The sequence below is a fragment of the Candidiatus Paracoxiella cheracis genome, from assembly GCF_049348705.1.
In the GTDB taxonomy this organism is placed as follows: domain Bacteria; phylum Pseudomonadota; class Gammaproteobacteria; order Coxiellales; family Coxiellaceae; genus Paracoxiella; species Paracoxiella cheracis.
This window is the reverse complement of the sequence record NZ_CP186485.1, coordinates 1,989,603-2,003,555: the sequence shown is the minus strand read 5'-3', so window position 1 is coordinate 2,003,555 and position 13,953 is coordinate 1,989,603. Positions and strand designations below refer to the sequence as shown.

The following is a 13,953-nucleotide window of genomic DNA, read 5'->3' as shown; positions in this document are numbered from 1 at the left end:
TACAATAACTCAACTTTATATTTCACCGATTGTTTTTCTGCATTGCGGAAACACCAGTTTCCTGGCGGCAATAGCGAGTGGGAACCACCTGATTCCATCCCGAACTCAGAAGTGAAAACGCTCCGCGCCGATGATAGTGTGAGGTCTCCTCATGTGAAAGTAGGTCACCGCCAGGTTTTTAATTCTGAAAAACCCCGTCATTTATTCAATGACGGGGTTTTTTTATATGAGCTGACTAAATTTGAGAACATCCCACCTGGGTTTACTTTTTTGAAAAATAGGGTAATATTGGTGACAACCTATCGACAGGGAGTGTGATATGTTGACGCTAAGGACTTTAGTTTTTACTTTTTTAATTTTTTGTTTTGTATCTACACCGGCCTTTGCCTGTACTGAAACGATGATTAAAGCACAAGATGGTGCAGTCGTTGTTGGTAGAACACTCGAATTCGGCCCTGATTTAAACTCACAAATTACTAGCTCACCACGCGGCGTCGAATTTAAAGTGACGGCTCCTGACGGCAATCCCGGCTTGTCCTGCACATCGAAGTTTGGCTACCTTTACCTCAATTTTTTCGGACAGAATCATCCTGTCGATGGTATGAATGAAAAAGGCCTATCCTTTGGTCTTCTATATTTACCTGCGATGCGCGCCATGGAGAGCGAAGCGAAGGCGCGTATTCCGCGGTAGGCTCGGATTTTTTGCCGAGCGTAAGCGACTGCAAAAAATCTTTACGAGCCGTCAAGTCATTTGAGAGCCCGTGCGTAGTCGAGCCGTGAGGTCGCGGAGCGCGGGCGACGAGGACGTCCGCGGCTATTTAAGTTGTCGCGTATTGCGAGTCGATTATTGACAGGGATGGCAATAATCTATCACGAGCATCGCGACACGCTTGGAATTACGCAGTTTCAAAGCATATCTCCCGATCAAGATAAGCAAGCATTATCGTACCTTTATCTAGGGGATTGGATTCTGGGTAATTTCAGTACAACTGCAGAGGTAAAGCAGGCGTTATCAAACGTTCGCGTCTTTGCACAACCATTGTCTCTCCCTACTCATCCTAACGTTGTTTTTCCTGTGCACGTCATTGTTACGGATGCAGCGGGAAATAGCATAGTCGTTGAGTTTATTGGCTTTGTTGCCTAACCTCACAGCTTTGTCTGTGTCGCAAAATTTAGGCGCAACGATAACTCGCCGGCATTCCTAGCCGTGTCATTTTATTTAACACACCACAACCGATCATTGATTCGATTTTTTGCCGTACAAAATCTCGAGCATGTAACGTACTACCCAATATTCTTTTGTAGCGTTGAATCGCCAACTCTGAATAATTCCGATAACCGTATTGTCTTATTCGTTGCCAAGCCATTCGGCCCAATGCTTTTAGTTGCTTAACATTACCATTACGTTGTGTATGATTATTTTTATCATAAACAGCATCACTATCAGGCGGAATTATTATAGCGGCTCCTTTAAAGTAATTTGATAATATTTCATAAACAGGATTCTTATCGTAGGCACCATCGGCGCTGACATGGCCCACTTTGCAAGTAAGTTGCTTTGATAACGTTGCAACGCTTTGGCAATCCGCCGTAAAGCGATCCGTTAAATCATTACCATGAATAATATGTTTATTATCAACGGCTATATGCAATTTACGCCAACTCCGTTTGGCTGATAATGTATATGTTTCCTGATGCCATTCACCTCTGCCAAACCGTTTTAACCCAGTGGAGTCAAGGGCGATAGCCACAACGCTTTTATCTGCCGATTCCGTTTTCCTGTAACGAGGCGACTGAATAGTTAAAAGCGCTAACCGTTTTGACAAGCAACTGTAATCCGGTGATTTTATATTAAGGGCTTTCATCTTGAAAATTGAATTCATAAACCCTTGACATTGCCTCAACGCTAAACGAAAAACTTGCCGAATTTCATGGCACGTAATGATCGCAAGATCCGTGAACTTTTGGGGTGCGCCTTTGCCATCATACACACGATCTTTTTCATACCACGAATGAATAATATCATCGGATATCCAGATTTCAATATTGGCACGATTGCGTAATGCATTATTATATTCACGCCAATTGCTCACCTTGTATTTCTGCTTGGGAATCGTCCAGCCTTTTTTGTTTGGATATTTATTTGGCATATGAGGCGCCCTCTGCTTAAAAATCGTGGGGTGCTGATTATAATATAGACAGCAAAAATTACATAGATTGTTCATGTTTTAGTTAGGCAACAAAGCCATGCTATATTACCTAAACAAATCCTGCCGTGCGAAATCAGATTATCTTTCTGTGGGAGATATCCTACAGAAAGCCCAATAGCAGGCATGCTCCGCTTGACTCTAAAGGGGGGTAAGGCTAAGGTAAGGGCCTTGCTCAGGGGCCCATAGCTCAGTTGGTTAGAGCAGCGGACTCATAATCCGTTGGTCCTAGGTTCAAGTCCTAGTGGGCCCACCAATAAAATCAATAAAAAGAAAAAGTTACAGCAAGAAACGCTTGCCTATAAAATATACACTGTCTAATATTATCAGTTGTGTCTAATAAAATCTTACTTAACAGGGGCTTTGTTGCCTAACCTCACGGCTTTGTCTGTGTCGCAAAATTTAGGCGCAACGATAACTCGCCGGCATTCCTAGCCGTGTCATTTTATTTAACACACCACAACCGATCATTGATTCGATTTTTTGCCGTACAAAATCTCGAGCATGTAACGTACTACCCAATATTCTTTTGTAGCGTTGAATCGCCAACTCTGAATAATTCCGATAACCGTATTGTCTTATTCGTTGCCAAGCCATTCGGCCCAATGCTTTTAGTTGCTTAACATTACCATTACGTTGTGTATGATTATTTTTATCATAAACAGCATCACTATCAGGCGGCATTATTATAGCGGCTCCTTTAAAGTAATTTGATAATATTTCATAAACAGGATTCTTATCGTAGGCACCATCGGCGCTGACATGGCCCACTTTGCAAGTAAGTTGCTTTGATAACGTTGCAACGCTTTGGCAATCCGCCGTAAAGCGATCCGTTAAATCATTACCATGAATAATATGTTTATTATCAACGGCTATATGCAATTTACGCCAACTCCGTTTGGCTGATAATGTATATGTTTCCTGATGCCATTCACCTCTGCCAAACCGTTTTAACCCAGTGGAGTCAAGGGCGATAGCCACAACGCTTTTATCTGCCGATTCCGTTTTCCTGTAACGAGGCGACTGAATAGTTAAAAGCGCTAACCGTTTTGACAAGCAACTGTAATCCGGTGATTTTATATTAAGGGCTTTCATCTTGAAAATTGAATTCATAAACCCTTGACATTGCCTCAACGCTAAACGAAAAACTTGCCGAATTTCATGGCAGGTAATGATCGCAAGATCCGTGAACTTTTGGGGTGCGCCTTTGCCATCATACACACGATCTTTTTCATACCACGAATGAATAATATCATCGGATATCCAGATTTCAATATTGGCACGATTGCGTAATGCATTATTATATTCACGCCAATTGCTCACCTTGTATTTCTGCTTGGGAATCGTCCAGCCTTTTTTGTTTGGATATTTATTTGGCATATGAACCGCCTTCTGCTTGAAAATCCTGGGGTGCTGATTATAATATAGACAGCAAAAATTACATAGATTGTTCATGTTTTAGTTAGGCAACAAAGCCATCAAAGAAAATCGGGCGACAAAAGCCGCCCGAAAAAAATTATTAGATTAGAATGATTTTTCCAGAATATGTCCGCTGGGTTTTGCATCCGCTTTTTCACATGTAAATGGGAATAAAATCTTGTCACGATGATCAAAATTTTTCATATAACCAACAGAAAGTTCAACCGTTGCGGAGTCTGCACCACTTTCTAATTGAATCTAGTAAGGTGCTCCCTTTTTAGATGCAAAAGTACCCGAATCAGAGGGCATATATCTAAATTTCACACCTGAAGGTTGAGCGCCTGTGATACCTAGAGCAATATTTTTAGCATCAACAGCATCAGTTGTTACGCATCTTACCCACTCGCCTTTTTTAAAACCGCTCATATCAATAGTTCGCGGTTGAGCTTTGTAATATTTGTAGCTGTTGTTGCCGCCGCAAGCTACTCCTACTGAGCAACTTTCTGCAAATGCGCTAAAAGAAAAAGAAACAGCGACAAGACCGGTGGTTAGCGATAATAAAGTAGATTTTTTCATAACGAATGCTCCTCGTTAAAAATTTATTAAATCCATTAAAGAAAATGGATTCCATGAAAGAACCCAGTATAACATAAGTAAAATTACCATGAAAATTTTTATGGGAAATTCATTTAGTCACTTGATCTCAATTAAAAATTTTATAATTTATTAGAATTTTGTGAAGAACATTTTTCGAAATCTATTTTCAGCTAATTAAAAAAACTTTCAATTGCGGCAAAGAGAAGGGGTTCGTGTTTTCGGGCGTTAGTGCCAGGATGGCACTAAGCAGCCTAGGGATGGCGCCTCCCGAAAACACGAACCTCTTCTCGTATTGGCAAGCAATTGAAATCGATAAAATGTTTTATGGTTTTTAAAAACAATTTCAAGAGCTACCCTGAAGAGCTCGTCTATAAATCTATTTTTAGCTAATTAAAAAACTTTCAATTGCGGCAAAGAGAGATTTATTTTCGGGTTATTCAATGCCCTGATAAGTACCATTATACATATACCCTAAACCAATTAAGAAAACATTAGCGGCAGGCGCATTCACGGAACTCACATTTCCTCCTGGAAAAGTTACAAAATGCTGTATAATAGCGGGCACGTGCATATATTCAAAATTAATTGAAAAAGCAGGTGTGAAAAAATGAGTCATCCCAAGGGCAAACATCGGCAAAAAATGATATCCCTTTTGTGAAAAACTATCACCGGTTATCTCTGAACTAGCACGAAAACTAGTGTAGCGATAAGCGGCCCCTAATTTAAAAAAAACAAAATTATCGATTGCAAATTGCTTTTGTATCTTTCCACCTGCATACAGGAAAAAAGTGTTTGCTTCTGAACTCACCGGAGACGCCAATGGTGAAAACTCCCCCGTTGCCTTAGCACGAGGTAATGCGATGGCACCCACCTCAACTGCAAAATTTTTATTAAACTGATAACCACCATCAACACCCCCCATAAGTCCGCCCTCTGCATAACGAGTTCCGGTAGCTACACCATCAGCAAAAACACGCGGTCCAAACTGACTCCCAAAATGTTTCCAATCTACAATTGCGGCACCTAATTCGCCTTCAAGATAAGGGCCGTAAAGTGCTGGAGTATAGTTGGGGATAGGAATGCCGTTAGCTGCGAATGTACTGCTGCAAAAAAGTGCACAGAGGAAACCGAGGTGTTTAACAGACATCAAAAATCCTTTTTATCGGAATGTTCAGGCGATGTCCATCATATCAAAACACAACTTGCAGACGCAATATATACATATTTGCTGTTTGATTTTGACCCATGGAATTAGGTCGCGCCATGGCATGAATATAATTAAATTTAAATGCAAATTGCTGAAAGGGAAACCAGTTTAAACCCACGGTAATATTACGTTCACGACCACCCGTCACATCCTGACTCATCAAATTTAATTGACTATAACGCAGCGCAACTTGCCAAGCACCGTATTTTCCGTTGATCGGAGTAATGCCGACAAAACCAGCGTCTTTAAAACTATATAACCGTGATTCACCTGTTAAAAAATAACTAGCAGTCACATAAAACCCATGAAATTTCAGCGTAGGAAATGAATGCACTCGATTGACCCAAGTGTCAATATACTCACCCTGCATCGAAAAAGGACCATACACACCAGCCATGCCACCATCAAACGATTGAAAATTTTTGACATTGCCAACAGTGCCAATACCAATCAATGACCCTTCATTCGTTGCAATTAACTCTGGCGGTGAATCAAGGCCAAGAGCATGAAAACTGTCAATGGCCTGTTGCCAACCGGACAATGACACCACAAATACTTTTGTCTGCGTATGAATCGGTGAAAATGTCGCACTGATTGTTCCCCCTATCGGATTTCGACCGTGCACCACAGTTCCCAATTGAGCACCAAAAACACTCGCATAAAGCGTAAAGGGGCTTCTATAAATACCCACTTCAACACCCGGATAATAGGCAGTGCTAAACGGGAAAACTGGTAGGGGTAATTCTAAAAACGTAATTTGTGATGTGTCCGCCGTATTTGCGATACCAAAAACTGGAAACACTTGTCCCACCATCACCGTAGAATAGGTGCCAACATACGCAAAATAAGCATTGAGCAATTGCCCAAACTTAAAATCATAAACAATATTAATTTTCCAATATTTATAAAAATCAAAGCCGAGCGAAACACGACCGTCACGCCAATTCGATATGCCTTGCAACTCGGGCGCTGCCCCATACAATGACATCAAATCCGCTTGCAAGAAACCGCCAAAATAAAAATCAAAATTAGGCGAACTATATGCAGGACCTTGAATGCGACGATGCCAACGGTAAGGACCACCCGAACCAGCACTAACAGCAAAAGCATTTATGGAAAAGAAAAATAGCACCCATAACAGGATAAATAGGACAATGTAACGAAAAACTTGCCTAGAATACGTTAACAATGAACCATCCTTGTTCGATTTCATGACCTATCATTCTAACACTAAATAAATTTGTTCCCAAACAGGACATTAGAGATACACTGCCATATTAGTCCCTGTTTATTCCTTGCAATCCCACCTAACTTGCTAGATCATTATCCACTATGAAACGATTACTGCTGTTACTACTGCTTATCATTACGCTACCAGCCATTGGGGAAACGCAAGAACAGCCTATTCCAGCCGATCAAGCGTTTCAATTCACGGCAACCGCAAAAGATTATCAAACCATCGTCGGCATGTGGAAAATTAAACCGGGCTTTTATCTTTATCGCGACCGTATTCACTTTAGCCCAGGGAATCCTCAAAAAGACGAACTCGGGCAACCGTTATTTCCAATTACAACTGTTATAAAAGACTATCCGGGGATTGGGAAACTGCCTGTCTACAGCGGCAATTTACAAATCGCTGTGCCTGTCATCAACAGCACTGCAAAAACAATTGTTGTCAAAGTGCATTATCAAGGCTGTTCCGAGCAAGTTTACTGTTACCCACCCCAAACAAAAATTGTGCCGATCAACTTAGCGGGAAATTATATGGTTCCAGTGGAACCCATAGACGTTGACCTTCCGCCTATCACAACAACCTCGACTACAAAAGCGCAACCTTCCCAACAAGGTAAAATTGTTGAGCTTTTACAAAATCATAATCTTTTTACGATCTTAATTGGATTTTTTGTGTTTGGATTATTACTCTCATTAACTCCCTGCGTTTTACCAATGATTCCCATTTTATCCGGCATTATCATCGGCAAGGGTCACAAAGTTACTCATACACATGCTTTTATCATCTCATGCGCTTATGTGCTGGGGATGGCCATTACCTATGCTATCGCTGGAATCATTTTTGGATTTATTGGTCACTCCGTGCAAGCCGTTTTTCAACAACCCTGGATTATTATTGTATTTAGTTTGATTTTTGTGGCTATGGCATTATCGCTGTTTGGCCTGTACAACATTCAACTACCCCAAGCATTACAAAATAAATTAACCAAAATGAGCAATCACCAAAAACATGGCAGTTATGTTGGTGCGGCCATTATGGGATGTTTATCGACACTCATTCTGTCACCCTGCGTGACACCCCCCTTAGTCGGCGCACTCGCCTATATTAGTCAAAGCGGCAATGCGGTCCTGGGTGGCACTGCTTTATTCGTTATGGCCATTGGAATGGGAGTACCATTATTAATCATTGGTGCATTCAGCGCAAAACTATTACCAAAAGCCGGCCCTTGGATGGATGGCATTAAATATGTTTTGGGCGTTTTAATGCTTGCCGTAGCTATCTGGATGATTTCAAGAATTCTACCGGGACCAGTAACGATGGCCTTGTGGGCTATTTTGGCTTTGGGCGTTGCTATCGTCCTCGGCACTTTTAAAACCTCTACCAATATTTGGCAAAAACTTAGAAAAACACTAGGTATCGTGTTATTTATTTATGGCATCGTGCTAATCATCGCCGCCTTTATGGGCAACTCTAATCCGCTTGACCCTTTAAACCTACCTACAACTCATGACAAGCAAGCCCAGCAAACAGGATTAACATTTATTCCTGTTAAAACACTGACAGAAGCACAACAGCAATTACAATCAGCAAGATCAGAACATCAGCCTGTGATGTTGGATTTCTATGCTGATTGGTGCATAGCCTGTAAAGAGATGGATCATTACACTTTTAATAATCCACAAGTAAAAAAACAATTACGACCATTTCGATTGTTGCGTGCCAACGTCACCAAAGATAATTTCCAAGCACGTGAACTTCAAAAACATTTTCAAGTCGTAGCACCCCCAACCATCTTATTCTTTGGCCCTGATGGAAAAGAAATTGCTGATTCGCGCATCGTCGGTGAAATGTCAGCAACTGCTTTCTTAAAACATCTACAAACCATAATGAAACACTTATAATCAAAAAGGACGCTCAACACGGATGAACGTCATGGAAAAGATATTCATCAACCTCATCATCTTCATCCCCATGATTGGGGCGATGATATTTTTATTTAGCAAAAAGGTTCGTCAATCCACTTTTTGGCAGGCAACTGTTACTCCACTTGCTTCCATTATCGGCAGTGGTTTTTTAGTCTCAACTCCGTTGTTAGTGTTATTAGTTGGGAAATGGGCGCCCATTATTATGCTCATAGTTGTCATCGTTGCCTATGCGCTCGGCGCGGCAATGCGTTGTAATATTCTATATTTAGAGCCATTATTAAAAGATGAAAAACAAAAACATCTTTGGGTTTGCAAGTTGGAAATATTATCACGACCCATTTTAGGCATCGCCTATATCATCTCAGCAACTTTCTATTTAAAACTTTTATCGGCATTTATCTTTAAACCATTAGGATTAGATTTTCACGGTCTCTCGTCAAACTTATTAACGAGCATTATTTTACTATTTATCGGTATTACAGGCTTATTCCGTGGATTAAAATCTCTGGAGCGACTAGCAGAATACAGTGTGAACACAAAGTTAGGCGTGATTATTACATTAATCATAAGTTTACTAGTCTATAACGCAATAGAAATTTATCACGGGCGCTGGGCACTTAAGATTACCACTCCTCAAAGTTTTAACATTGTTATCAAAAAAATACTGGGTATTTTAATCATCATTCAAGGTTTTGAGATTTCACGCTACATGGGTGATGCTTATACTGCATCTATGCGAATTAAAACCATGCGCTATGCACAAATCCTCTCCGGCATTATTTATGTGGTTTTTGTCACTCTTGCCATGGTGCTTTTTAACAAAATTACTCAAATTAATGAAATTACCATCGTTCATATTAGTTATATCGTTGCCCCAAGTTTAGCGATTGTGTTAGTGATTGGCGCAATCATGAGTCAATTTAGTGCTTCCGTTGCAGATATTATTGGGGGAGGCGAACTACTGGCAGAAGCCTCTCACAAAAAAATCAGTGACAAAATCAATTTTTTACTCATGGCTATTGTTGGCATCTTTCTAACCTGGGTTACGAATATTTTTGAGATCATTTCGCTTGCCTCAAAGGCATTTGCCCTCTACTATGCAATACACACTTTCATGGCATTAATGCTCTGTTTCAAAGACCATAAGCTTTGGCGACGATGGTCACGGTTTTTCTTGTATGGCGCGCTGACGCTACTCATGCTTGCTGTGGTTTTATTTGGGATACCGAGCGAATAGACATTTTTGTGATATCTGTTAGACTTGTCACGCTTTCAAATAGGGAAGATGCCCATCTATTAATAATTTGAACAAAATAACCCAATGATCTTGAATATGCCGCTATCTGCAGCGATCTTGTCGCTAATTTCATCAAATTCGACAAGAACATGATATTGGTGCATAATACCAATATGGCTAAAATCCTCATCCTAAATGGTCCAAATTTGAACATGCTAGGCATTCGTGAGCTTGAAACTTATGGCTCGGAATCGCTGGCGAACATTATCTCCACCCTTGAGGCACAAGGGAAGCAACTTGGACACGAGATTATATCGCTGCAAAGCAATGCTGAACATGAACTTATCGATACCATCCAACAGGCCAGGGGGAAGATTGATTTTGTGATCATCAACCCAGGTGCGTTCACACATACCAGCATCGCAATACGCGATGCTTTATTGGCTGTAGAGATTCCGTTTATCGAAACTCACCTTAGCAATGTGCTAAGCCGTGAATCGTTTCGGCATCGATCATACTTGGCTGACATCGCCATTGGGGTGATTAGTGGTTTTGGTGCATATGGTTATCAGTTGGCCCTTGATGCGGCCAACCATTATTTGAAAACACATGAATCGAGGTCCAAGTAATGGATATTCGCAAAATTAAAAAGCTAATCGAATTGATTAATGAAACGGGTGTTGGTGAGATTGAGGTGAAAACAGGTGATGATTCTGTTCGCATTAGCCGTTTACCGGGTACGCCTTCAGCACAAATTACAACTGCAACACCGATTGCAACGACTCCCATGCAAGATAATATTCCGCAACATATCGAAAAACAAAAGATTCGTGAAGAATCAAAAACGATTGTGGATCAAACACCAGAAGGCCATGCTGTTAAAGCGCCGATGGTGGGAACGGTTTACCTTGCATCTACGCCGGGCGCAAAACCACTTGTCGAAGTCGGCCAACGTGTTACGGTGGGCGATACATTGTGCCTCATTGAGGCCATGAAAATGTTCAACAAAATTGAAGCCGACAAATCAGGAGTGGTCAGTGCGCGTTTAGTGGAAAATGAACAGCCTGTTGAATATGATCAACCACTTTTTATTATCGATTCAGACGAGTAATGACACATGTTTGAAAAAGTTTTAATCGCAAATCGCGGTGAAATTGCGCTACGCGTACACCGCGCTTGTAAAGAATTGGGCATTCATACTATAGCCGCTTATTCGAATGCGGATGGAAATTTAATGCACGTTAAATTAGCGGATGAAGCTGTTTGCATTGGTCCATCGAATAGTGCGGAAAGTTATCTCAGTATTCCTGCTGTCATTAGTGCAGCAGAAATTGCTCATGCCGATGCTATTCACCCTGGCTATGGTTTTTTAGCAGAAAATCCTGATTTTGCTGAGCAAGTCGAAAAAAGCGGCTTTAAATTCATTGGTCCAAATCATAAGACCATTAAATTAATGGGAAATAAAGTATCTGCCATTAAAACCATGAAAAGTGCGGGCATCCCTTGCATACCAGGATCCAATAGCGCTTTGACCAACGACTCAGAAAAGAATTTAAAAATTGCGAGCGAGATTGGTTATCCCGTTTTAATTAAGGCATCCGGTGGTGGTGGCGGACGTGGTATGCGCGTTGTCGAGCACGAAGAAAATCTTATTAATGCCATTGCCATGACACGCACCGAAGCGGCTGCCGCATTTGGCACCGATGAAGTCTATATGGAAAAGTTTCTGCAACATCCGCGCCATATTGAAGTACAAATATTAGGAGACATGCACGGTAACGCCATTCACTTAGGTGAGCGTGATTGTTCGATGCAACGTCGTCATCAAAAAGTTATCGAAGAAGCGCCAGCGCCTGGCATTACACCCGAACAACGCGCCGAAATTGGCGAGCGTTGCGTGAAGGCCTGTAAAGAAATGCAATATTGTGGCGCGGGCACATTCGAATTTCTTTACGAAAATGGCGAATTTTATTTCATCGAAATGAACACGCGTATTCAAGTAGAACACCCCGTGACTGAAATGATCACCGGTATCGATATTATAAAAGAGCAAATTCGAGTGGCGTCAGGATTACCATTAAGCTTCACACAAGATGATGTTGTCATTCGTGGTCATGCCATCGAATGCCGTATTAATGCCGAAGATCCTAAAAACTTTATGCCGTGTCCTGGCACCGTCACGTTGTATCATGCACCGGGCGGACCTGGTGTGCGTATGGATTCTCATTTATATAGCGGTTATCGCGTACCACCGTACTACGACTCATTAATTGGGAAATTAATCACGTATGGCGAAACACGCGAAATTGCCATCGTGCGCATGATCAATGCGCTTGAAGAATTAGTGATTGAAGGCATTAAAACTAACATCGCTTTGCACAAAGATTTAATGAGAGATCCAGAGTTTCGAAAGGGCGGGCAAAACATTCACTATTTAGAGAAAAAATTAGGATTGCGCTAATGGCAAAAATTTCTGTGAACGGTGTTGATTATTATTACGAACTACACGGCAAAGGAAAACCGGTTGTCTTTATTACCGGTTACACAGGAGATCACACTTACTGGACATTGATGTTAGATGCGTTTGCTAAAAACTTTCAAGTGCTGTTATTTGATAATCGGGGAGCTGGGCAAACCAAAGACAACCATGAAACGTTAACCGCCGAAATCATGGCCGATGGAACAATCGATCTAATTAACTCGCTCGGTTTATAAAAACCTCATATTATAGGGCAATCCATGGGTGGTACCATCGCCCAAATGATTAGCATTAAACATGGACATGCCATCGATAAATTAGTCATTCTCAACAGCGTTCCTAAATGGAATACCGTTACGACTTATTGTTTCGATGCTTTAATAAAGTTGCGTAAGGCAGGAGTATCTCTCGAATGCCAAATCGATGCTATTTTACCTTGGGTTCGTGGCTATGCATTTTTAAAAGATAAAGAAAGAATGCGACTTCAACGAGAAGCCATTCTGAATAATCCTTATCCACAATCATTAGAAGACCAAATTCGTCAATCGAATGTATTAAGAACGTTCGATTCACACTCACAACTCAAAAATATTAAAAATCGGTGGTGCCTCATTTTTGTTGATGGCATCTAAATAACCCTCCCAAACTCGTGCCTATTGATAAATAATCCGATGACAATGTCGTGCAATTTATCCAGTTTAGAAAAGCAAATCGTCTTTCTCGCTAATCGCTTTATTCGTGTGCGCAACGTGAGATGCTTTCGTTCAATCGCTTGGGTATTTTGCTTTCCCACCAAATGTTTTGATTGAGGCAGGTGTCTTTCATAAGCACCCCAATCATCTGTATAGTAAAAGTTGATATCAAATGAGCTCAGTTTTTCTTTCAGTGCTTTAAATGCTGAATCTTTTCTTGGACCAAAATGATAAGCTAACACCTCATGTGTATGGTGATCAATCGCATGCCAAAGCCAACGTTGATTCTGTTTATTTCGAACAAAACTCCACATTTCATCCAGCTCCGCTTCTTCAACTTGTACAACATTAACAGTAACAGACGCACCAAGTGATTCTTTTTCCTTTAAAAGTCGTGTATTGACGCTCTCCAAACCTTCACCCTTTTTTTAATTCACCAATAACAGTGTTAATGCTAATACGTAAAACGCGTGCAGTATCTCTGACGCCACTACCATTCATTGCCATATCAACTATTTTATCTTTAACACCAGGGGCACGAGCATTATGTGTGTAATCTAGAAGAAATGTATTTTTCTCACAAGCATTATTTTTACATTGAAACCTTTGCTTTCCTGTACTGCTGACGCCAAATTTTACAACCTCATGTAAACAGCAGCAGGGGCAAGCAACATTGATTCTTGCCATTCATGCAATCCTTATCCTAATGATTTTCTGAAATACCAAAATATATCACATCAACAAAAATGAGGCACTACCTAAAAATCAAACATTGGTCGCTTACGCTGAAGAAGATATTATTGCGTTACCACGCGAATCCAAAGAACTTATTAACAGCATTGAACATGTATCGGAGGCATTATTGCCCGGCGGCCACGGCAGCCCTATAGAAGTTCCCAATGAAGCCAGCAAAGAAATTTTGAATTTTTTGCAATCCTAAAAGCACTCCTTGAAAT

General features: G+C 41.0%; 13 protein-coding genes, 1 tRNA gene, 1 rRNA gene and 2 pseudogenes. 11 read left to right on the top strand and 6 right to left on the bottom strand.

The genetic code is table 11. The features are described 5' to 3' along the window. The first annotated feature begins 60 nt into the window (after nucleotides 1-60). The 3 genes from rrf (at nucleotide 61) to ACJMKR_RS10540 (ending at nucleotide 1,144) form a co-directional block, all read left to right on the top strand. Nucleotides 61-176, top strand: a 5S ribosomal RNA gene (gene rrf, locus ACJMKR_RS10550). Between the two features lie 143 nt (nucleotides 177-319). Then, on the top strand, nucleotides 320-691 hold the full coding sequence (locus ACJMKR_RS10545; protein WP_423063013.1) for a linear amide C-N hydrolase: 372 nt from the start codon (nucleotides 320-322) through the stop codon (nucleotides 689-691). 165 nt (nucleotides 692-856) lie between these two features. Beyond that, nucleotides 857-1,144, top strand: a complete 288-nt coding sequence (locus ACJMKR_RS10540) for a linear amide C-N hydrolase (RefSeq protein ID WP_423063012.1) — start codon at nucleotides 857-859, stop codon at nucleotides 1,142-1,144. 28 nt (nucleotides 1,145-1,172) lie between these two features. Here the strand turns inward: ACJMKR_RS10540 and ACJMKR_RS10535 are convergent, their stop codons facing one another. After that, the gene (locus ACJMKR_RS10535; protein ID WP_423062587.1) at nucleotides 1,173-2,150 is read right to left on the bottom strand and encodes an IS5 family transposase; all 978 of its coding nucleotides are present in this window, start codon (nucleotides 2,148-2,150) and stop codon (nucleotides 1,173-1,175) included. A gap of 236 nt (nucleotides 2,151-2,386) precedes the next feature. Here ACJMKR_RS10535 and ACJMKR_RS10530 point away from each other — a divergent pair. Continuing rightward, a tRNA-Ile gene (locus ACJMKR_RS10530) sits at nucleotides 2,387-2,463 on the top strand. A 146-nt stretch (nucleotides 2,464-2,609) separates the two neighbouring features. On the opposite strand, the gene ACJMKR_RS10525 is transcribed toward ACJMKR_RS10530, so the two are convergent. The 4 genes from ACJMKR_RS10525 to ACJMKR_RS10510 all read right to left on the bottom strand — a co-directional run bounded on the left by ACJMKR_RS10525 (nucleotide 2,610) and on the right by ACJMKR_RS10510 (nucleotide 6,643). After that, nucleotides 2,610-3,587, bottom strand: a complete 978-nt coding sequence (locus ACJMKR_RS10525; protein ID WP_423062509.1) for an IS5 family transposase — start codon at nucleotides 3,585-3,587, stop codon at nucleotides 2,610-2,612. Nucleotides 3,588-3,884: 297 nt separating this feature from the next. After that, complete coding sequence (locus ACJMKR_RS10520) at nucleotides 3,885-4,202, bottom strand: hypothetical protein (protein ID WP_423063011.1); 318 nt, start codon at nucleotides 4,200-4,202, stop codon at nucleotides 3,885-3,887. Nucleotides 4,203-4,656: 454 nt separating this feature from the next. Then, nucleotides 4,657-5,370: an outer membrane beta-barrel protein gene (locus tag ACJMKR_RS10515; protein WP_423063010.1), complete on the bottom strand. Its 714-nt coding sequence runs from the start codon at nucleotides 5,368-5,370 to the stop codon at nucleotides 4,657-4,659. 43 nt (nucleotides 5,371-5,413) lie between these two features. Next, nucleotides 5,414-6,643, bottom strand: a complete 1,230-nt coding sequence (locus tag ACJMKR_RS10510) for an OprO/OprP family phosphate-selective porin (RefSeq protein ID WP_423063009.1) — start codon at nucleotides 6,641-6,643, stop codon at nucleotides 5,414-5,416. 119 nt (nucleotides 6,644-6,762) lie between these two features. Between ACJMKR_RS10510 and dsbD the strand changes: the two genes are divergently transcribed. The 6 genes and pseudogenes from dsbD (at nucleotide 6,763) to ACJMKR_RS10480 (ending at nucleotide 12,937) form a co-directional block, all read left to right on the top strand. Beyond that, nucleotides 6,763-8,565, top strand: coding sequence for a protein-disulfide reductase DsbD (gene dsbD, locus ACJMKR_RS10505; protein WP_423063008.1), 1,803 nt, complete (start codon nucleotides 6,763-6,765; stop codon nucleotides 8,563-8,565). A 31-nt stretch (nucleotides 8,566-8,596) separates the two neighbouring features. Beyond that, a complete protein-coding gene (locus tag ACJMKR_RS10500; protein WP_423063007.1) occupies nucleotides 8,597-9,826 on the top strand; it encodes a hypothetical protein in 1,230 nt (409 codons plus the stop codon). A 173-nt stretch (nucleotides 9,827-9,999) separates the two neighbouring features. Continuing rightward, nucleotides 10,000-10,455, top strand: coding sequence for a type II 3-dehydroquinate dehydratase (gene aroQ, locus ACJMKR_RS10495; RefSeq protein WP_423063006.1), 456 nt, complete (start codon nucleotides 10,000-10,002; stop codon nucleotides 10,453-10,455). Then, nucleotides 10,455-10,937 (top strand): acetyl-CoA carboxylase biotin carboxyl carrier protein, encoded by a 483-nt coding sequence (accB, locus tag ACJMKR_RS10490; protein ID WP_423063005.1) that lies wholly within the window; start codon nucleotides 10,455-10,457, stop codon nucleotides 10,935-10,937. Before aroQ ends, accB begins: the two co-directional genes overlap by 1 nt. A gap of 6 nt (nucleotides 10,938-10,943) precedes the next feature. After that, nucleotides 10,944-12,287 carry an acetyl-CoA carboxylase biotin carboxylase subunit gene (gene accC, locus ACJMKR_RS10485; RefSeq protein WP_423063004.1) on the top strand — a complete coding sequence of 448 codons (1,344 nt, stop codon included), beginning with the start codon at nucleotides 10,944-10,946 and terminating at the stop codon, nucleotides 12,285-12,287. Next, nucleotides 12,287-12,937 (top strand): annotated as a pseudogene (locus tag ACJMKR_RS10480) (alpha/beta fold hydrolase). The gene accC and the pseudogene ACJMKR_RS10480 overlap by 1 nt, the downstream one beginning before the upstream one ends. Here ACJMKR_RS10480 and ACJMKR_RS10475 read toward each other — a convergent pair. Then, nucleotides 12,934-13,684: pseudogene (locus ACJMKR_RS10475) on the bottom strand (IS1 family transposase). The pseudogenes ACJMKR_RS10480 and ACJMKR_RS10475 overlap by 4 nt on opposite strands. 85 nt (nucleotides 13,685-13,769) lie before the next feature. Here ACJMKR_RS10475 and ACJMKR_RS10470 point away from each other — a divergent pair. Continuing rightward, nucleotides 13,770-13,937 (top strand): alpha/beta fold hydrolase, encoded by a 168-nt coding sequence (locus tag ACJMKR_RS10470; RefSeq protein WP_423063003.1) that lies wholly within the window; start codon nucleotides 13,770-13,772, stop codon nucleotides 13,935-13,937. The last annotated feature ends 16 nt before the right edge of the window (nucleotides 13,938-13,953 follow it).